Raw genomic sequence first — 18696 nt, 5'->3', positions numbered from 1 at the left:
CATGGCAACTGAAGTAGGCCCGACGTCGGTCAAGGCACCGGCGTCGGGCGGGGCACCGATCCACCACGCTCCCAAGGGCGTTGGAGAGGACAACCGCATCGCGACGCAGGGGCGCTGGGCAGCCTGGCTGCTGGCGCCGACCATCATCGCTTTGTCGGTGGTGATCGTCTACCCGATCATCACCGCCATAGTGATGTCGTTCCAGAAGGATGCCGGTCTGGACCCCGTCACCGGCCTCTTCACCGAAGGTGGCCCTGCCGGCTTCTCGAACTACGTTAACTGGATCTTCCAGCAGTGCCCGGCTCCCGGCGGCGGAACCGTCGAATGCCCGCCCGGCACGCTCGGATCGCAGTTCTGGTCCGCAACCGCCACCACTTTCTTCTTCACCATCGTCACGGTGTCACTGGAGACGGTGCTCGGCTTCTGGATGGCCGTCATCATGGCGCGGGCCTTCAAGGGCCGCAGCCTGGTCCGAGCAGCTGTCCTGGTGCCGTGGGCCATCCCCACCGCAGTGACGGCCAAGCTGTGGCTGTTTATCTTCGCCTTCGAAGGCATCGGCAATAAACTCTTCAACACCACCGTCCTGTGGACTGGCAGCGAATGGCCGGCGAGGTGGGCGGTGATCATCGCGGACGTCTGGAAGACCACTCCGTTCATGGCGCTGTTGATTCTTGCCGGGCTGCAGATGATTCCCGCGGAAGTGTACGAGGCGGCCAAGGTCGACGGCGCCTCAGCCTGGCAGCGGTTCCGGATGATCACCCTGCCGCTGGTGAAGCCGGCGCTCATGGTGGCCATCTTGTTCCGCACCCTGGACGCACTGCGCATGTTCGACCTGCCGTACATCCTCACGGGCGGCGCCAACAACACCACCACGCTGTCCATCCTGGTGATCAACCAGATCAGGCAGGGCTTCAACGCGGCGGCGGCTTTGTCCACCATCACGTTCATCATCATCTTCATTGTGGCTTTCATCTTCGTACGCTTCCTTGGAGCGAACGTGGTGGAGCAGCAGACCGGCGCAGGTAAGGGGAAGAAATGACCGCCGCGACCGAAGCGACCGAACTACGCGCAAGGCAGGACCAGGGGCGGAAGGTCGCGCAGAACCGCGAGAAGTGGGCACAGACGCGCACCTACATCAGTGCGGTCGTGATCCTCTTCTGGTGCCTGGCTCCGGCTTACTGGATGGTGGTGACGGCGTTCCGCGACGTCGGCTATACCTACGACACCTCCATACTGCCGACCCACGTGACGCTGGATAACTTCAAGACGGCGTTCGACACGTCCTTCGGCAACCACTTCGGCCAGGCACTGCTGAACAGCCTGTTCATCGGTGCCGTCGTCACCGTCGTTTCCCTGGTGATCGGCGTGTTTGCCGCCTACGCCCTGGCCCGCTTGAACTTCAAGTTCAAGTACCTCGTGCTGGGCTTCATCCTGGGGGCTTCCATGTTCCCCGGCGTCGCCCTCATCACGCCGCTGTTCCAGCTCTTCACGAACATCGGCTGGATGGGTACCTACCAGGCGCTGATCATCCCGAACATCTCGTTCGTGCTGCCGCTGACGGTCTACACGATGACGTCCTTCTTCCGGGAGATGCCGTGGGAGCTGGAGGAATCGGCGCGGGTGGACGGCTGTACCCAAGGACAGGCCTTCCGGAAGGTCATCATGCCGCTGGCCGCCCCGGCCATCTTCACGACGGCCATCCTGGCGTTCATCTCCTCGTGGAATGAATTCCTGATCGCCAGCCAGCTCTCGTCCGACGCAACCCAGCCGGTTACCGTGGCCATCGCCAGCTTCGCCGGTGCACAGCCCAACCAGATCCCGTACACCGCCATCATGGCTGCGGGCACTATTGTGACCATCCCCTTGGTCATTCTGGTGCTGGTGTTCCAGCGCAAGATCGTCGCGGGCCTCACCGCCGGCGCCGTGAAGTGACGCAGGGAAGTGGCGGGGAAGCAATGAGCAACAAACCGAACCAGGGCACGGCGGCCGGCACCGACCGGCGCCGTGTCCGGTCCGGCGAGGATTTCGACATCATCATCGGGTTCCTCGCCTTCTGGACCGTGGTGCTGCTGGTTATCACCGTCTGGATGGAAGTGACCGCCCAGCCGGCCCTAGGCTGGGCCCTGGGCCTGCTGACCGCAGTTCTGGCACTCTACGGAATGATCCGGCTGCGTCGGCGCCTGCCGCGCCGCACGGCCAGCCGGCGAGGATAGGCAGCCGGCGCGGTAGCCAGCCACGAGCGGGCACTATATTCAACTGCCGCGGGGGAGGCGGGGCAGAGCACGTCTGCGGACGGCCGCCAGGCCTCCGGCGGACAGTCAACAAGGGGACAAAGGTGGCACGGACAACAGAACGGTCGCAGCGCGGCGGCCACACCGGGGTCAGCATTGAGGATGTGGCCGCCGCCGCGGGGGTATCCACGGCCACCGTTTCCCGGGCCGTCCGCGGGCTGCCCCGAGTTTCGCCGGCAACCCGGGAGAAGATCCTCGCCGTCGCCGAATCCCTGGGCTACGTGGCGTCCTCCTCGGCGTCCGGCCTGGCGACGGGCCGGACCAAGACCATCGGAGTGCTGGCACCGTTCGTCAGCCGCTGGTTCTTCTCCAAGGCCATCGAGGGCGCAGACCGCGAACTGCACGCCCGCCAGTACAACCTCTCGCTCTTCAATCTCGGCGGCCACGGCAGCAACCGGGAGCGGCTTTTCAGCAAGACCATGGTCTACAAGCAGATCGATGCCTTGCTGGTCCTCTGCATGGCGCTCAGCCACGATGAAATCGAGCACCTCCAAAAGATCGACATCCCGCTGGTGATCGTCGGCGGCCACGTCGAGGAGTGCCCCTACATCGGGATCGACGACTACGCCGCGGCCTCCACCGCGGTCCGCCACCTGATCGACCTGGGCCACACCGATATCGCGCTCCTGCACGGCGACGACGAGACGGACCTCAACTTCGACGTCCCCAGGGTCCGGATCCAGGCCTTCCAGGACGTCATGCACGGAGCGGGACTGCCTGTCCGGCCGGAATGGGACGTGTGGGGGGACTTCACCGTTCACAGCGGCCAGGAAGCCTTCCGGCGCCTCTGGGCCCCGGCCGGGCCCAAGCCCACCGCGCTGTTCTGCGCCTCAGACGAGATGGCCATGGGCGTCATCTTCGAGGCCAACAAGGCCGGCGTGCGGGTGCCGGAGGACTTGTCGGTCATCGGCATCGATGACCACGACTTCTCCGATGCCATGGGGCTCACCACGGTGGGGCAGCGCCCGGACCAGCAGGCGGAACTCGGCACGAAAATGCTGCTGGACGAACTCAACGGCATGGCCGGGTCCGTGCATTCCGTTGTGGCACCGCACCGGCTGATCGTGCGGCGGACGACGGCGCCGCCAGGCCGGACCGGAGCCCGCGCCTAGCGCTGTCCGGCGGCCTGATGTCCTGCGCCGCCCGGGGACAGCCCGGCCGGCGCCGGCCTAGGAGGCGCGGGCCAGCTGCCGGATCGGGACCCAGCGTGAGGCCAGCCGGCGGTACGCCGCGGCGGCCCCGGTCATGTCGCCTTCGGCCAGGCACTCGATGCCGAGGCGCACGTCCAGCGGCGAATCATCCGGATAGACCTTGTCTGCCACTGCGCCGTAGTCGAGTTCCACGACGGAACCCGGGTGAAATAGTTCAAGCCACTCCGTGAGCTGGGTCAGGTCCTCGAGCATATCGAGATCGGGCGCGGCGATGGCCAGGTGTGCCACGGCATAGCTCACGCGCTCCAGCGCGTTGCCGATGCTCGCGCGGATGCGGACGGTGGCAATGTGGCCCTCGGACTCCACGACGTCGGTGTGGTCCGCTTCCTGGAAGAGGCAGAACCAGCTAAAGGGGATGCCCCACGTGGAGGCCCGGGTATGGACCCGGCTCACGCCGTCATGCGCCCGCACCTCATCAATGCGCTCCTGGTGCTTGTCCCGCTGTTCCTCCGGAATCAGCAGCTCGGCCAGGGGCCCGTGGATGCCTTCGATCAGGGCGTTCGCGGCCAGCCCGGCGCGGAGCACCAGCTGGCTGGGGCAGTACAGCAGCCGCTCGGCCTGCCCGGCCGAAGCGGCGCCGGCCGCGACGGCGTCGGGCCCTAAGCCTTCGTGTCCCGGGCTTTCGTGCCCCGCCCCGGCGGGCGCCTGCTTTGCCGGCGCGGGAACAACGCGCACGAGGTCGGTCCGGCCGGTGGGGAAAGGGTCCCCGTCCGGACGCGTGATGCGTCCCAATGACGCCATCAGCTCGGCGTTCTCCACTGCCGCGCGGGACGCCTGCCTGGCGCCGGCGGCCCGCAGGGAATCTTGCTGCTTTTCGGGGAACGCCTCGAGGGGCTCGTAGATCCGGAGCGCGGAAGAGAACGGCAGCCCGGCCTGGCCGCGGTAAATGTTTCCCGTCATTGGATCACGACGCTTCCCTGGGCGGCAGCCATTAGTCCGCCAGTTCCGCCAACACCGGGGCATGGTCCGAGGCGCCTTTGCCCTTGCGCTCCTCGCGGTCGATCATCGCACCGGTCACCCGCGCGGCCAGGGCAGGGGAGCCCAGGATGAAATCGATCCGCATCCCTTCCTTCTTCGGGAAGCGGAGCTGGGTGTAGTCCCAGTAGGTGTAGACGCCGGGGCCCGGGGTGTGCGGGCGGACCACGTCCTGGAAGCCCACAGCCTCAAAGGCGCGGAAAGCCTCGCGCTCCGGCTCACTGACGTGGGTGAGGCCGCCGGACCGGAAAAAGTCGATGTCCCAGACGTCTTCATCCAGGGGTGCAATATTGAAATCCCCCATCAGCGCGATCTGCGCCTGGGGATCCTCCGTGACCCACGTGCCGGCGTGGGTCTTCAGGATGTCCAGCCAGTTGAGCTTGTAGGGCATATGTTCATCGTCGAGGGCACGGCCATTGGGGACATAGAGGCTCCAGACCCGGACGCCGCCGCACGTGGCGCCGATCGCCCGGGCCTCCTGCACGGCATCCTTGCCGTTCTTGCCGAACATGGGCTGGTCCAGGAAGCTGCGTTCGACGTCGGTGAGCCCCACCCGGGAGGCGATCGCGACGCCGTTCCACTGGCTCAGGCCAAAGTGCGCCACCTCGTAGCCCATGTTTTCGAACAGCTCCCACGGGAAGTTCTCGTCCTTGCACTTCGTTTCCTGGATGGCCAGGACGTCACAGTCCGTGCGCTGAAGCCATGCCTCCACGCGGTCGGCGCGGGCACGGAGCGAGTTCACATTCCAGGTAGCAATCTTCACAGTCCCTAACTTACCGAACTTGGCCCGCGGACGAAGCGGACGGCCGTCACCGCCCTCTGGAAATTAGTAGGAAGTCCGAGTATATTCGGCTGCAGAGATGATCTGCGTCACATGCAAAGGAGCATTCGGTCATGGTTCGAGAGCTATCCCATTACATCGACGGGCAGCGGGTGGACGGCACGTCCGGCCGGTTCAGCGACGTGTACGATCCCTGCACCGGCGAGGTCCAGGCCCGGCTGCCGCTGGCCAGCGCAGAGGAAGTGCACAATGTGATTGCCAGCGCGGAAAAGGGCCAGCTGGAATGGGCCGCCATGAACCCGCAGCGGCGCGGCCGGATCCTGCTCAAGTTCGTGGACCTGGTCAACCAGAACATGGACGAACTCGCCACCCTGCTCTCCTCCGAGCACGGCAAGACCTTCCCCGACGCCAAAGGTGACATCCAGCGCGGCATCGAAGTCGTCGAATTCGCCGCCGGCGCCCCGCACCTGCTCAAGGGCGAGTTCTCGGACAGCGCCGGGGCCGGAATCGACGTGCACTCGATGCGCCAGCCCCTCGGCGTCGTCGCCGGCATCACGCCGTTCAACTTCCCGGCCATGATCCCGCTGTGGAAGTCCGGGCCGGCCCTCGCCGCCGGCAACGCCTTCATCCTCAAGCCTTCAGAACGGGACCCCTCCGTGCCGCTCCGCCTGGCGGAGCTCTTCACCGAGGCGGGCCTGCCCAACGGCGTCTTCAACGTGGTCAACGGGGACAAAGCCGCTGTGGATGCGCTGCTTGAGGACCCCCGGGTCCAGGCCATCGGCTTTGTCGGTTCCACGCCCATTGCCCAGTACATCTACGCCACCGCCGCAGCGAACGGCAAGCGCGCCCAGTGCTTCGGCGGCGCCAAGAACCACATGGTGATCATGCCCGACGCTGACCTGGACATGGCCGCCGATGCCCTCATCGGGGCAGGCTTCGGCTCTGCGGGCGAGCGCTGCATGGCGATCTCGGTGGCGGTCCCGGTGGGCCAGAAGACCGCAGATGCACTGGTGGAGAAACTGCAGGACCGGATCGCCGGGCTCAAAGTCGGCCCCAGCCTCGCCAAGGATTCCGACTTCGGCCCCGTCGTGGCGGCAGCGGCCAAGGAAAGGATCGAAGGCTATATCGCCTCGGGCGTCGACGAAGGCGCCAGCCTGCTCACCGACGGCCGCGGCCTGAAGGTGGAAGGCTACGACGGCGGCTTCTGGGTAGGCCCCACGCTGTTCGACAACGTCACGAAGGACATGAAGATCTACAAGGAAGAAATCTTCGGCCCGGTGCTCAGCGTGCTCCGCGCGGAAGACTACGAGCAGGCCCTCCGGCTCTGCAGCGAAAACGAATTCGGCAACGGCGTGGCCATCTTCACCCGCGACGGCGACGCTGCCCGCGACTTCGCCAGCCGGGTCCAGGTGGGCATGGTGGGTATCAACGTCCCCATTCCCGTGCCGATCGCGTACTACACCTTCGGCGGCTGGAAGGCTTCCGGATTCGGGGACCTCAACCAGCACGGCGCCGACGCCTTCCGCTTCTACACCAAGACCAAAACGGTGACCACCCGCTGGCCCTCCGGAGTCCGCCAGGGCGCCAGCTTCGTGATGCCGGAAGGCAGCTGATGGGGGAGGAGGCTGCCCGGGAAGCCGCCGGCGGAGCCGAGGCCGGCGGGGCCGTAGGCGAGGAAGTCCTGTTTGAACGGCGCGGCCGGCTCGGCGTCGTGACGCTCAACCGGCCCAAGGCCGTCAACGCCCTCACGGCCGGGATGGCCGCCGCCATGCTGGAGCAGCTTACCCTCTGGGCCGAGGCCGACGCCGTCGCCGCGGTGCTGGTCCGTGGCGCCGGCGACCGGGGCCTCTGCGCCGGCGGGGACATCGTGGCCATCTACCGGGACATGCTCGACGGCGGGGACGCCACCGCCGACTTCTGGGCCGTCGAGTACCGGCTGAACCTGCTCATCTCCGAATACCCCAAGCCCTACGTCGCGTTCATGGACGGGCTGGTGCTGGGCGGCGGAGTGGGGATCTCCGCGCACGGCTCGGCGCGGATCGTCACCGAACGCACCCGCTCGGGCATGCCCGAGACGACCATCGGGTTCGCGCCCGACGTCGGCGGCACCCTGCTGCTCTCCGGCTCACCGGGGGAGACGGGTACGCATGCGGCCCTGACAGGTGCCCACCTGACCGGGGCGGACGCGCTGTTCCTGGGCCTGGCCGACCACTTCGTGCCCTCGGAACGGCTGCCGGAACTGGCTGCAGCGCTCGAAGCCGAACAGGTGGAAGCCGCCGTCGCACGTTTCGCCGAACCGGCCCCGCCGTCTGTTCTCGCCGGGCAGCAGGAGTGGATCGACGCCTGCTACTCCAGCGATGACGCCGAAGAAATCCTGGGCCGGCTGCGCACAGCGGGCGGGGAAGCGGCCGACGCCGCCGACACCATCGAGGCCAAGTCGCCCACCGCGGTGAAGGTGGCGCTGGAATCCCTGCGCCGCGTCCGCGCCCTGGGCCCGGACCAGGCCCTGGAGCGGGCCCTGGAACAGGAGTACCGCGTCGGTCTGCACTTTCTCGCCGGACCGGACTTCCGTGAAGGCATCCGCGCCCAGGTGGTGGACAAAGACCGCAATCCCCGCTGGAAGCCCGCCACCCTGGCGCAGGTCACCCGGGAGGACGTCGAGGCCTATTTCGCCCCGGTGGGCGAACGCGAACTGAAGCTCGCTCCGAAGGAGAAGGACAATGTCTGAAGCCGCATCAGAAACAGCACCGTCTGGAACAGCGCAGGCCGGTACAGCACCGTCTGAAACGGGCACCATCGCCTTCCTGGGCCTCGGGCACATGGGCGGACCGATGGCCGTGAACCTGGTCAAGGCCGGCTACACGGTGACCGGCTTCGACGTCGTGCCGGCGGCCCTGGACGCTGCCCGGGAGCACGGCATCCCGACCGCCCGGACGGCGGTGGAGGCGGCGGCCGGCGCCGCCGTCGTACTGACCATGCTGCCCAGCGGCCAACACGTCCTGGACGCTTACCGGGGCACGGGCGGTGCGCCCGGCCTGCTCGAGACCGCGGCGCCGGGCACCATGTTCCTGGACTGTTCCACGATCAATGTGGACGAAGCCCGCGAGGCCGCAGCACTCGCGGTCGCGGCCGGCCGCCGTGCCGTCGACGCTCCCGTGTCCGGCGGCGTGGTGGGTGCCGAAGCGGGCACGCTGACGTTTATGGTCGGCGCCCTCCCGGAGGATTTCGAGGCCGTCAGGCCGATGCTGGAAGTCATGGGCAAACGGGTGGTCCACTGCGGCGCGCACGGCGCGGGCCAAGCGGCCAAGGTGTGCAACAACATGATTCTGGGCGTCTCGATGATCGCGGTCAGCGAAGCCTTCGTGCTGGGCGAGAAGCTCGGCCTGACCCACCAGGCACTGTACGACGTCGCTTCCGCCGCCTCGGGGCAGTGCTGGGCACTGACCACCAATTGCCCCGTGCCGGGGCCGGTCCCGACGAGCCCCGCCAACCGGGATTACCAGCCCGGTTTTGCCGGTGCGCTGATGGCCAAGGACCTCAGGCTGGCCCTTAACGCGCTCCAGAGCACCGGCGTCGCGGCCCGGCTCGGCCCGCTCGCCTCCGAAATTTACGATACCTTTGCCGCGGAAGGCGGTGCCGGCCGGGACTTCTCCGGCATCATCACCGATATCCGGGACAAATCAGAATCCGGCGCTGCCGGGCGCTAGACCCGGGCCGAAGCCAGAACCAGCACCATTTAAGGGGAACACGCATGACGGAACAGTACGCGAACATCCTGGTGGAGCGCCGCGGCCGGGTGGGCCTCGTGACGCTTAACCGGCCGGACGTCCTGAATGCCCTCAACAAGGCCACGATGGACGAGCTCGTGAAGGCCGCCACCGCGATGGACGCCGACCCGGAAGTGGGTGCGGTGGTGGTGACCGGTTCGGCGAAGGCGTTCGCCGCCGGTGCGGACATCAAGGAAATGCAGTCCAAGGGCTACATGGACATGTACGCGGCGGACTGGTTCCGTGGCTGGGAGGACTTCACCCGGCTGCGCATCCCCGTCATTGCGGCCGTGTCCGGCTTCGCGCTGGGCGGCGGCTGCGAGCTGGCAATGATGTGCGATTTCATCATCGCCGCAGACAACGCCAAGTTCGGCCAGCCCGAAATCAACCTCGGAGTGCTCCCGGGTATGGGCGGCTCCCAGCGGCTCACCCGCGCGGTCGGAAAGTCCAAGGCGATGGACATGATCCTGACTGGCCGCTTCATGGACGCCGAGGAAGCCGAACGAGCGGGCCTGGTGTCCCGGGTGGTCCCGGCCGCCGACGTCGTCGAGGAGGCGCTGAAGGCCGCCGAGGTGATCGCCTCCAAGTCCAAGCCGGTGGCGATGGTGGCCAAGGAAGCCGTGAACGCGGCGTTTGAGACCGGGCTGGCGCAGGGCGTGCTCTTTGAACGGCGGGTGTTCCACTCGCTGTTCGCCACCGAGGACCAGAAGGAAGGCATGGCAGCCTTCACCGAGAAGCGCCAGCCCGAGTTCAACCACCGCTAGTTCGGCCGCCGCCAGTTCAGCGACCTGGCGCCGGCTCAGGTGAAAATGTCCGCCACGTACCGGCCGTGGGCACGTTCCACCTCGTCCATCCACGCGGCGGCGTCCGCCTGTGAGGCGCCGGTCGCCTCCCGGTAGATCATCGCGCACGTCTCGCGGACCTGCGGTGCCATGTGCTTCCCGTCGCCGCAGACGTAGACCGTGGCGCCCTGTTTGACGAGCTCGACGACGTCGCCCCGGTCCGCCCAGAGCCGGTCCTGGACGTACTTCAGCCCGTCTTCCGGTGCGGTCGAAAACACCGGCCGGAGATCGAGGTTGGCTTCCCCGGCCCAGGCGTCCAGTTCGGTGCGGTAGAGGAAGTCCGTGTCCGGGGCGCGGCAGCCGAAGAACAGCAGGGCAGGTGCCGGCGTCAGCCCCTCGGCCTGTGCCCGGAGCGCACGGTCCTGGACGAAACCGCGGAACGGCGCCAGTCCGGTCCCGGCACACACCATGATGAGCGGGACCTCCAGGGACGCGGGCGGGTGGAATGCCGTATTCGAGGGACGAACAGTAACCGCGACCCGTGAGCCGGGCCTGGCCTGGGCGAGGAAGGTCGAAGAGGCCCCTTCGAAGATCCCGCGACCGGACCACGCCGGCGCCTGGATGACGGCGAAGGTCAGCGTCGCATGGTCAGGGCTCCAGAGCGGGGACGAGGAGATGGAGTAGCGCCGGGGAGTCAGCTGGGTCAGCAATTGCAGGAACGACGTGAACGACAGCTGGCAGGACGGGTAGGTTTCCAGCAGATCCAACAGGGAAACGCGCTTGTCGAGAATTTCGGCCGCATAGCGCCCGCGGTCCTGCGCCAGGGTCTCAAGTTCCCCACGGTGCTCAGGATCCGCCGCGACGTCGGCCAGGTCCTCGAGTTGGATGCGTGTCGCCGGGACCGCAAGTTCGACGTAACTGCTCAGCAGTTCGCCCACGGCAACGGGAATGCCGGTGGGCAGGAACGTGTCTCCGCGCTCCATGCTCAACAGGACGTGCGAGTCATAGTCGAGGTTGAACCGGGCCAGGGCCCGCTGCACGAGTCCGCTGGGATTCAGCGGCAGCACGGCCAGATAGTCGCCGGTCCGGTAGCTCATGCCCTCGGGCAACGCGATCTCGACATGCCGCTTGGACCTGGCGCCGGGTTTGGTGATGTCCACCAGTTCCCGGTTCGCGACGACGGTGCCGAGGGCCAGCCCGTTCTGGCGCAGCATCGGTTCCCGGACGTTGCCCACGAACTGAAGTTCGAGTTGCGGCTGCGCGGCCGGGGGACTGGTGCGCTGCCCGAGGGCGGCATCCACTGCGGGCCAGAATCCGGAATACCACTCGTCGAAATCGCCGAAGAAGTCGCCGCGGGCGTTGGCCTCGCCCCGGGCGTAGACGCGTACGGCGCCGGCGGCCTCGAGCCGGGCGTCGATGGCCTTGGGCACTTCCTGATACGTTTGCGCCCAGTCCTTGTTGCCGTTGCCGAAGACCGTGTATTTGACGCCGGCGAGGCTGCCCGGCTGCAGCCCTACGGTCCAGGCCAGGAACTTCCGGGCGTTATCCGGCGGCTGTCCCTCGTAGGACGAGGACACGATCGCGACGAGCCCCTCCGTCGGCAATCCGCCGGCGGCCTCGTCGAGCGTGCCGATGGTGGGGCTGTAGCCGCGCCGTCCGGCGTCGTTGGCGATCCGTTGGGCAAAGTCCTTGGACGTGCCCGCGTTCGAACCGTAAAGCACCCGGATCGGGACGCCATTGGGGGCGGCGGCCGGCGGTTCCGCCTGCCGGGCAGGCTCGACGGCGGCATGGGGTGGCGGCTCGATCCGGACGTCCCGGCGGCGCACGTGGATGAACAGTCCTTCCGGCTTCATGGTCAGGGTGTGCTTGATCTGCAGTTCATAGCCGGGGTCCGCCGCCGTGATCTCGAAGCGCTGCAGGAGCTTGGCCAGGAAGAGCATGGCCTCCTGCAGGGCGAATCCCCGGCCGATGCAGGAGCGCTGCCCGTTACCGAAGGGCTTCCACGCGTTGGCGGGGATTTCCGCGGCACGTGCCGGGGAGAACCGTTCCGGATCGAAGATCTCGGCGTCCTCGCCCCACGCCGCCTTGTCCCGGTGCAGCAGCGGGATCAACACCAGGATGGGCTGGCCCGCAGGGATGTCGTAGCGGCCGCCGAGCGTCGTGTCCTCGTATGGTGCCACGTTGAACGCCGGTGCGGTCGGCCACAGCCGGAGCGTTTCCTTGAGGATCTGGTCCAGGTACCCCAGCCGGGGCAGGTGCTCGAATCGGGCGCTTTCGGTGCCAAGGACCTCGTCCACCTGGGCGCGCGCCTTGGCCAGGACACCCGGATGGCGGAGCAGTTCGTAGAGCGCAAAGGACAGCAGGCCGCTGGTGGTCTCGTGCCCGGCGATCAGGAAGGTGACCATCTGATAGCGGATGTTTTCATCGGATAGCCGCTCGCCGGTCACCGGGTCGGCCGCGATGAGCATGGTGTCCAGAATGTCTTCGCTGCCCGCCGGGCTGGGATTGCGCCGCCGGTCGCTGATGATCTGCTCGGCAACCTCGAACATCAGGGCGTGGTCTTCCTCGAGCTGGTGCCGTCTGCGCAGCATGATCTTGTTCTGCACGGGGAGCCTGCGCGCCCGGTCCCCGGATTCGACCAGGGCCCGGACCATGGCCCCGACGAAGGGATGCATCTGCTCCCGGTAAAGGCTGTTGAACCGGTAGTTGAACGAGCACAGGGCAATCGTGTCCAGCGTCAGGCGGGTGGTGTTGTCCGGCACGTCGATCCGCGCCGTGGGGCCCAGCCTTTCCCACTTGAGCAACAGCTGCTCCACGATGTCGTCCATGCCGGCGAACATTCGCTTGAGTGCCGCGGGCCCGAACGCCGGCATCAGGATCCGGTGTGCCTTCTGCCAGTTCGGTGACTGCGTGTCCGCGGTGAACAGGCCATCGCCCGCGAACTGCCGCACCTGCCGAAGGGCGACGCCGAGCACCTTGCCGAAACGGGATTCATCGCAGACCTCGTTGACGAACTGCTGGGAGGAGACGGCAATGACGCTGCGGTTGAAGAATTGAATCCGGACGATCGGGCCGTACTGCTCGGCCACCTCGACCAGACCCAGGATCCCCTTGCTGGAGTCGATGTCGGGCAGATTTCCCACCACCGGCCGCGGGGGAGGCTGGGGGATGGGGATGCTGGATGAAGGCACGGGCCCTCCTAAGCGGTCGCCGATGAACGCTTGTAAGCACAAACTGCTGAACCGCCGGGCCGGACAGCCCCGGTCGGATCCACGATACTCCGCTCAGATCCCGGGCAAAACAGGTACCCGCCGCTTGCCTAGCCTGTGGTGCCCGTGTCGTCGTGTGCACAACCCACCGGCTTGGACTCCGGTGAGCCGCGCTGGCGGAGGTAGATCGATAGGACCACCATGGACCCCACCGCGAGAAACTCAGACTGCCAGTTCTGCAGCGTGCGGTTCCAGAACTCCGGCGATGCAATGTACTCAGGCCAGCTAACCGGCCGCTGGAAGTTCTGGATCTGCTCCTGGTTGTAGTTGCTGTTCCCCGCGATGGACTGGACCAGCCAGGACAGGAGGAAGATCAGCCCCATCGTCATGCCGAGCGAGTTCGAGTACACGGTCCGCCGCCAGCCGGAGACGCGGGCCCACTTCGGGGACTTGGCGTTGCTGTAGTCGCCCACGAGCTGTTCCTTGTCCGACTCCAGGCCGGGCTCGTTCAGTTCCTTGGACTCGGGCGATCCTTTCTGGACGAGCCAGACGGTCGCGAAGATGTACAGCAGGAACTGCAGGTACTCCGACTGCCAGTTTTCCGCGACGTCTACGGCAAAGTTCGACGAAAGGAGGTACTGCCCGAAGCTGATTTCCTCCAGCCCAGAGGCCATCTGCTCCTCATTGAAGAGGGCATGGCCGGTGAGCGCCTGGCCCAGCAGGGCCAGGAGGAAGATCAGGCCGAAAAAGAGGCTGAGGCCGTTGTTTCTGATTGCTACTTTCACGGTTCGCTTATCCCCGGACGAGCCCGACGGCGCCCATGTAGGCCAAGCCGCCGAAAATGAGGACCAAGTACAGCGTGAAGCTCCAGCGCATCCTATTTTCCTCCTACTTCGCAGGTGTACGGCGCTTCTTCCCCGTTGGGAGCGCAGCCGACACCCGTTATTCTCCAGCCCGCGTCGGAGGCGGCCAAGAAAACCGTGTCGTTCTCGAACTTCACGAAGGCGTCCCGGCCGAACTGCTCGGTGCCCAGCAGTCTTCCGGGGTCCGGGATCTTATCCTTTTCCAGCTGACTCTCGCAGGTGCCGGCATCGCTGGACCGGGCGGTATCCTCGCGGGTTTTGGACTGGAGCAGCGAGCACGCCGCCGTCATATCGGAGCTGGCCACGTCCCGGTGGAATGCTTCGGCCGCTTCTGCCGCCGCCGTTCCGTCAGCGGCACACCCCGAAAGTGCGCCTCCCGAGAGCGTGAGCACGGCGAGGAGCCCGAATCGCAGGCACCTGATCGACTTAGGCGTCTTCACGTTCTGGGTTTTCCAGCCGGAAGAAGTTGGACTGCGTTCCGTCCGTACGCCGTTCCTGGTAGATGAAATTGAGGCCGCGCCCGTCAAACGTTTTGAACCATTCCTCCCAGCTGACACGGCGAAGGTTGCTGTCGTCGCCGCCAAAATCTATGCGCAGCACCCCCAGATGATCGCCGTGCTCAGTACCTTCAACCGTGGCCGGGACGCCGCCACGTTCGTCAGCCCACTGCCTGATGACCTCATGGTGGGTCGTGGCGAGGCTGCGGCCCTCCCGTTCGGGTTCATCCTCGGTGGAGGTGACTTCCTGCGAATACTTCAGCGAACTGGATGAGGCATCGCCGTGCCGGATTTTGCCGCCTTCGGGGCCAGCACCAAGGTCCTCCGCGTCGGAGCCCGGATCACCTTCTTTGCCGCCGCCGGACCGGGCACTGGCGACTTCCTGCACCAGCTCCTCTTTGCGCATTCCCGCAGCGCCGCTGATGTTTTGGTCTCTGGCCTCTTGTCGGAGCTCATCCACCTTCATCGCCCGCAGCTCTGTCTCGCTGACGTCAGGGGTGTCCGGCGTCTGGTTACCTGGCTTGTCACTCATGCCAATTCCTCCTCGAGCAGGTCCGACACGGTACTAAGGCTACTTATTTTTTAGTCCCCGCCGGAAGCCCGGTCAAGTGTCCTGCCGTACGGTGCTCCGCATCGGCGCTTTCTGACCCTGCGGACCTGTTTCTTGGGTCTAGGGTATGGGCATGACGATCGGAGGCGGTGTTCCCGTTGGTGCGCTCCGGGACCGGGTGGAAGCTGGTTTTAGGGCGGCTGTGGCTGACCTTGTGAAACTGGTCGAAATTCCAGGAATTGCTTGGCCCGCATTTGATCCGGCGCACTTGGACCATAGTGCCGAAGCCGTAGCCGGGCTGCTGCGGGATGCCGGCGTCAGTAATGTCCGGATTGTTCGAGGAGCGGGGCAGAACGGAAAGCCGGGCGGCCCGGCAGTTCTGGCACGGAAACCTGCAGCGGCAGGCCAACCCACGGTTCTGCTGTACGCCCACCACGATGTCCAACCGCCCGGCGATCCGGAGCAGTGGAGCGCACCGGCGTTCACCGCCGTTGAACGCGACGGGCGGCTCTGGGGGCGGGGAGTGGCCGACGACAAGGCGGGAATCATCATGCACTTGGCCGCATACCGGGCCCTCACTGACATGCTGGGAGCCGGGTTCGGCCTCGGCGTCACGTTTTTCATTGAAGGCGAGGAGGAATCCGGTTCTCCCACCCTGGATGGGCTGCTCAACGTGCACGAGGAACAGCTTCGCGCTGACGTCGTCATCGTTGCGGACTCCGCAAACTGGCAAGTCGGGGTCCCCGCCCTCACCACCAGCCTCCGCGGACTGGTCGACGGGCTCATCGAGGTTGAAGCCTTCGACCACGGGTTGCATTCGGGCACGTTTGGCGGACCCGTCCTTGACGCTGTAACTCTTCTGGCCCGGCTGATCGCGACCTTCCACGATGGCGACGGCGCGGTCACCATTCGGGGGCTTCCGGCCGTGAAAAACCCTGCGGCTCCGGAGGCGGACATCGACGAAAAGGAGTTCCGCGCCCAGGCTTCGCTGCCGAACGCCTTGCAGTTGGCGGGCACGGGAAGCATCGCATGGAGGCTGTGGAACGGGCCCGCACTGTCGATCATCGGCCTGGACGTTCCAGGAACGGCGGTGGCTTCAAACACCCTGTTGCCCTCGGCGCGGGCAAAATTCAGCCTCCGCCTGGCGCCGGGCACCGACCCGGACAAGGCGATGGAAGCGGTACGCCGGCACGTTCTGGCGAACGCGCCGTTTGGGGCCGAAGTTCGGTTCGTGCCAGGGAGCGCGAGCGCCCCGTTCTCTGCGTCTCCGCACGACCAGGCCTCCCGCACCGCCCTGTGGGCAATGGAGCAGGCCTGGGGCGTCGCCCCGGTCAGGATGGGCGTCGGCGGATCGATCCCGGTTGTCGAGCATCTGGCCGGCAGGTTTCCCGAGGCGACGATACTCATTACCGGAGCTGAGGATCCGGACTCCCGCGCGCACGGGCCGGACGAGTCGGTCCACCTCGGGGATCTCCAGAACGGGATCCTGGCCGAAGCCCTGCTGCTCGCGGCCCTTGGGAACAAGCGGCGCGGCTGAGGCCCTTTGCAGGGGAGAACGGTTGCGAAGACTTCGCAGTTTCGTGCCCAAGGCAAGCAGCAAGGGGGGAACAGGCAACGTAGGTCCCGCCCGTTGAAAGGTTTCCTTGCGGGAGCGGAATGGCAGGGCTAGCGTGAGGCACGAGTTCTAGCCGGTTGCCGTAGGAGGCGTATCAGCATGGATCAGGACGAAACCCCTATAGTCAGCGCGCTGGCCGATTACCACCGCAAGGACCGCTACGGGTTCACCCCGCCCGGCCACCGGCAGGGCCGCGGGGCGGCTGAAACTGCCGTGGACGTCCTGGGCAAGGACACTTATCGCTCGGATGTTCTCGCCTCGGCGGGCCTGGACGACCGTTCCTCCTCCAACGGCTACCTGCAGAAGGCCCAGGAACTCATGGCCGACGCGGTGGGCGCCCAACACGCGTTCTTCTCAACGTGCGGCAGTTCGCTCTCTGTCAAGGCTGCGATTTTGGCCGTCACCCGTGGCACCGGAGAAATCCTGGTTGGCCGGGACGCACACAAGTCGGTCACTGCAGGTTTGATCCTGTCCGGCCTTCAACCCCGGTGGATAAGCCCCAGCTGGGATGACGAGTTGCATCTGGCCCATCCGCCGTCGCCTGAAGCGGTGGAAAGCATGTGGCAGCGCCATCCGGACGCCGCGGCGGCCATGATCGTTAGCCCTACGCCGTATGGAACCTGCGCCGATATCCAGACCATTGCGGAGATCTGCCATCAACGAGGCAAACCGCTCATCATCGACGAAGCATGGGGCGCGCACCTGCCGTTCCACGACGACCTCCCCACCTGGGCCATGGATGCTGGCGCGGACATCTGCGTCGTCAGCGTCCACAAGATGGGCATGGGTTTCGAACAGGGATCTGTCTATCACCTGCAGGGCGGACTGGTGGATCCTGTCCGGTTGCGACAGTGCGCGGACCTGCTCTCCACCACCAGCTCGAGCGTCATCATGTACGCGGGCATCGATGCGTGGCGCCACCAGATGGCCCAGCACGGACGCCGGCTCCTCGACGACGCCCTGAACCTGGCCACAGATCTCAGGTCGCGCATCGACACGCTTTCGGGCATCCACGTCCTCGAAGACGAACTGATCGGAGCCGAGGCCTCCCATGACCTGGACCGCTTGCACGTACTGATGGACGTCCAGGAACTGGGTATCAGCGGCTATCAGGCGGCGGACTGGCTTAGGACGAACTGCACCATCGACGTGGGGCTCAACGATCACCGCCGCATCGAGGCGACCCTCTCAACGTCCGATGACGAATCGAGCGCCCAGCGGCTGATGAAGTCCCTCCAGGCGCTCTGCAGCGCGGCCAAGGATTTGCCCCGCCCTTCAGAGGTTCGATTGCCGCGTTCCTCCGATCTGGAGATGAAGACCGTAAAGCTTCCCCGCGACGCTTTCTTCGGACCTGTCGAGGTGGTCCCCGTCGAAGAGGCCGCCGGACGCATTGCCGCCGAACAAATCACTCCGTACCCGCCCGGCGTACCGGCCATCCTTCCCGGGGAGCGCATCAACGCCGCGGTCCTCGAGTACCTCGTCTCCGGAAAGGAAGCGGGCATGGTCCTGCCCGACCCCGCCGACCCCTCGCTGAAGACCATTCGTGTCGTCCCGGAACCCCCTGAGGCCGGTTGACCGCCGGCTGGCGTCTTTCGGGGCGATGGCCCGGCAGCCCGGTCCATGGTCGATTGCCCCACGGTCCGGGCGTCAGCCGCTGAAATCCCCGGCGTTCTGGCGGAACGTACCCAGAATCCGGATCAGCTGGTCCACGTCCTGGTCCCCGAAGCCCGACTGGCCGAAGACCTCGGAGTTCAGCACCGCCGTCGCCCGTTTGGCCAGAGCGCGGCCGTCGGGGGTGAGCTCGATCAAGGTGGTGCGGCCGTCCGTGGGGTGCGGCGAGCGCATCACCAGCCCGGCGTCCTGGAGCCGGTCCACGGCGTTGGTGACCGAGGTGGGGTGGACCTGCAGCAGCGCGCTCGCCTTGTTCATGGGCAGCGCGCCGCTGCGGGCGAAGCTGAGCAGCGCCAGCAGCTCGTACCGGGCAAAAGTGAGTCCGAACGGCTTGAGCACAGCTTCGATCCGGCCCAGCAGAATCTGCTGGGTCCGCATGATGGCCGTGATCGCGGCCATTGGTGCGGCGACGTCGGACCAGCCGTGGCGCTCCCAGTTCAGCCGGGCGTCGGCGATCGGATCCCGCGGCAGGGGCGTTCCCATG

At 66.4% G+C, this 18696-nt stretch carries 17 protein-coding genes; 10 read left to right on the top strand and 7 right to left on the bottom strand.

The features are described 5' to 3' along the window. Position 1: 1 nt before the first annotated feature. From BM372_RS08955 to BM372_RS08940, 4 genes are all read left to right on the top strand, one after another. Entirely contained in the window at positions 2 to 1039 is a 1038-nt protein-coding gene (locus tag BM372_RS08955) for a carbohydrate ABC transporter permease (RefSeq protein WP_090954286.1), read from the top strand. After that, a complete protein-coding gene (locus tag BM372_RS08950) occupies positions 1036 to 1932 on the top strand; it encodes a carbohydrate ABC transporter permease (protein WP_090954284.1) in 897 nt (298 codons plus the stop codon). The genes BM372_RS08955 and BM372_RS08950 overlap by 4 nt, the downstream gene beginning before the upstream one ends. A 23-nt stretch (positions 1933 to 1955) precedes the next feature. Further along, on the top strand, positions 1956 to 2213 hold the full coding sequence (locus BM372_RS08945; protein ID WP_090954282.1) for a hypothetical protein: 258 nt from the start codon (positions 1956 to 1958) through the stop codon (positions 2211 to 2213). Between the two features lie 122 nt (positions 2214 to 2335). Continuing rightward, positions 2336 to 3403 (top strand): LacI family DNA-binding transcriptional regulator, encoded by a 1068-nt coding sequence (locus BM372_RS08940; RefSeq protein WP_090954280.1) that lies wholly within the window; start codon positions 2336 to 2338, stop codon positions 3401 to 3403. A gap of 57 nt (positions 3404 to 3460) precedes the next feature. On the opposite strand, the gene BM372_RS08935 is transcribed toward BM372_RS08940, so the two are convergent. Both BM372_RS08935 and BM372_RS08930 read right to left on the bottom strand, forming a co-directional pair. Next, entirely contained in the window at positions 3461 to 4402 is a 942-nt protein-coding gene (locus BM372_RS08935) for a DUF8083 family protein (protein ID WP_090954278.1), read from the bottom strand. 31 nt (positions 4403 to 4433) lie between these two features. Next, positions 4434 to 5240: an exodeoxyribonuclease III gene (locus BM372_RS08930; RefSeq protein ID WP_090954276.1), complete on the bottom strand. Its 807-nt coding sequence runs from the start codon at positions 5238 to 5240 to the stop codon at positions 4434 to 4436. 131 nt (positions 5241 to 5371) lie between these two features. Here BM372_RS08930 and BM372_RS08925 point away from each other — a divergent pair, with 131 nt between their 5' ends. From BM372_RS08925 to BM372_RS08910, 4 genes are read left to right on the top strand one after another with little or no spacing between them, the layout of a single operon-like run. Then, positions 5372 to 6871 (top strand): CoA-acylating methylmalonate-semialdehyde dehydrogenase, encoded by a 1500-nt coding sequence (locus BM372_RS08925; RefSeq protein WP_090954274.1) that lies wholly within the window; start codon positions 5372 to 5374, stop codon positions 6869 to 6871. Beyond that, positions 6871 to 7986, top strand: a complete 1116-nt coding sequence (locus BM372_RS08920) for an enoyl-CoA hydratase/isomerase family protein (protein WP_090954272.1) — start codon at positions 6871 to 6873, stop codon at positions 7984 to 7986. The genes BM372_RS08925 and BM372_RS08920 overlap by 1 nt, the downstream gene beginning before the upstream one ends. Then, positions 7979 to 8965 carry a 3-hydroxyisobutyrate dehydrogenase gene (gene mmsB / locus BM372_RS08915; protein WP_256214137.1) on the top strand — a complete coding sequence of 329 codons (987 nt, stop codon included), beginning with the start codon at positions 7979 to 7981 and terminating at the stop codon, positions 8963 to 8965. Before BM372_RS08920 ends, mmsB begins: the two co-directional genes overlap by 8 nt. A 44-nt stretch (positions 8966 to 9009) precedes the next feature. Continuing rightward, on the top strand, positions 9010 to 9789 hold the full coding sequence (locus tag BM372_RS08910) for an enoyl-CoA hydratase (protein ID WP_090954269.1): 780 nt from the start codon (positions 9010 to 9012) through the stop codon (positions 9787 to 9789). 35 nt (positions 9790 to 9824) lie between these two features. On the opposite strand, the gene BM372_RS08905 is transcribed toward BM372_RS08910, so the two are convergent. From BM372_RS08905 to BM372_RS08890, 4 genes are all read right to left on the bottom strand, one after another. After that, complete coding sequence (locus BM372_RS08905; RefSeq protein WP_090954267.1) at positions 9825 to 12998, bottom strand: bifunctional cytochrome P450/NADPH--P450 reductase; 3174 nt, start codon at positions 12996 to 12998, stop codon at positions 9825 to 9827. Between the two features lie 128 nt (positions 12999 to 13126). Beyond that, the gene (locus BM372_RS08900) at positions 13127 to 13801 is read right to left on the bottom strand and encodes a DUF6766 family protein (RefSeq protein ID WP_090954265.1); all 675 of its coding nucleotides are present in this window, start codon (positions 13799 to 13801) and stop codon (positions 13127 to 13129) included. 92 nt (positions 13802 to 13893) lie between these two features. Continuing rightward, positions 13894 to 14319 (bottom strand): hypothetical protein, encoded by a 426-nt coding sequence (locus BM372_RS08895; RefSeq protein WP_090954263.1) that lies wholly within the window; start codon positions 14317 to 14319, stop codon positions 13894 to 13896. Then, on the bottom strand, positions 14306 to 14908 hold the full coding sequence (locus BM372_RS08890; RefSeq protein ID WP_090954261.1) for a Rho termination factor N-terminal domain-containing protein: 603 nt from the start codon (positions 14906 to 14908) through the stop codon (positions 14306 to 14308). Before BM372_RS08890 ends, BM372_RS08895 begins: the two co-directional genes overlap by 14 nt. Positions 14909 to 15059: 151 nt before the next feature. Between BM372_RS08890 and BM372_RS08885 the strand changes: the two genes are divergently transcribed. Both BM372_RS08885 and BM372_RS08880 read left to right on the top strand, forming a co-directional pair. Beyond that, positions 15060 to 16463 (top strand): M20/M25/M40 family metallo-hydrolase, encoded by a 1404-nt coding sequence (locus BM372_RS08885; protein WP_090954575.1) that lies wholly within the window; start codon positions 15060 to 15062, stop codon positions 16461 to 16463. Between the two features lie 177 nt (positions 16464 to 16640). Next, positions 16641 to 18116 (top strand): aminotransferase class I/II-fold pyridoxal phosphate-dependent enzyme, encoded by a 1476-nt coding sequence (locus tag BM372_RS08880; RefSeq protein WP_090954259.1) that lies wholly within the window; start codon positions 16641 to 16643, stop codon positions 18114 to 18116. Positions 18117 to 18188: 72 nt separating this feature from the next. On the opposite strand, the gene BM372_RS08875 is transcribed toward BM372_RS08880, so the two are convergent. Then, on the bottom strand, positions 18189 to 18695 hold the full coding sequence (locus BM372_RS08875) for a MarR family winged helix-turn-helix transcriptional regulator (RefSeq protein ID WP_090954257.1): 507 nt from the start codon (positions 18693 to 18695) through the stop codon (positions 18189 to 18191). Position 18696 lies beyond the last annotated feature (1 nt).

The sequence above is a fragment of the Arthrobacter sp. ov118 genome, assembly GCF_900116495.1.
In the GTDB taxonomy this organism is placed as follows: Bacteria; Actinomycetota; Actinomycetes; order Actinomycetales; family Micrococcaceae; genus Arthrobacter.
The sequence above is the reverse complement of the archived record's forward strand: the minus strand, read 5'-3'. Positions and strand labels throughout refer to the sequence as shown.

Bases quoted from the DNA above. Each gene is read 5' to 3' on its own strand.
- BM372_RS08955 (WP_090954286.1), top strand. From the start codon at position 2: ATGGCAACTGAAGTAGGCCCGACGTCGGTCAAGGCACCGGCGTCGGGC.
- BM372_RS08950 (WP_090954284.1), top strand. From the start codon at position 1,036: ATGACCGCCGCGACCGAAGCGACCGAACTACGCGCAAGGCAGGACCAG.
- BM372_RS08945 (WP_090954282.1), top strand. From the start codon at position 1,956: ATGAGCAACAAACCGAACCAGGGCACGGCGGCCGGCACCGACCGGCGC.
- BM372_RS08935 (WP_090954278.1), bottom strand. From the start codon at position 4,402: ATGACGGGAAACATTTACCGCGGCCAGGCCGGGCTGCCGTTCTCTTCC.
- BM372_RS08925 (WP_090954274.1), top strand. From the start codon at position 5,372: ATGGTTCGAGAGCTATCCCATTACATCGACGGGCAGCGGGTGGACGGC.
- BM372_RS08920 (WP_090954272.1), top strand. From the start codon at position 6,871: ATGGGGGAGGAGGCTGCCCGGGAAGCCGCCGGCGGAGCCGAGGCCGGC.
- mmsB (WP_256214137.1), top strand. From the start codon at position 7,979: ATGTCTGAAGCCGCATCAGAAACAGCACCGTCTGGAACAGCGCAGGCC.
- BM372_RS08910 (WP_090954269.1), top strand. From the start codon at position 9,010: ATGACGGAACAGTACGCGAACATCCTGGTGGAGCGCCGCGGCCGGGTG.
- BM372_RS08890 (WP_090954261.1), bottom strand. From the start codon at position 14,908: ATGAGTGACAAGCCAGGTAACCAGACGCCGGACACCCCTGACGTCAGC.
- BM372_RS08885 (WP_090954575.1), top strand. From the start codon at position 15,060: ATGACGATCGGAGGCGGTGTTCCCGTTGGTGCGCTCCGGGACCGGGTG.
- BM372_RS08880 (WP_090954259.1), top strand. From the start codon at position 16,641: ATGGATCAGGACGAAACCCCTATAGTCAGCGCGCTGGCCGATTACCAC.
- BM372_RS08875 (WP_090954257.1), bottom strand. From the start codon at position 18,695: ATGGGAACGCCCCTGCCGCGGGATCCGATCGCCGACGCCCGGCTGAAC.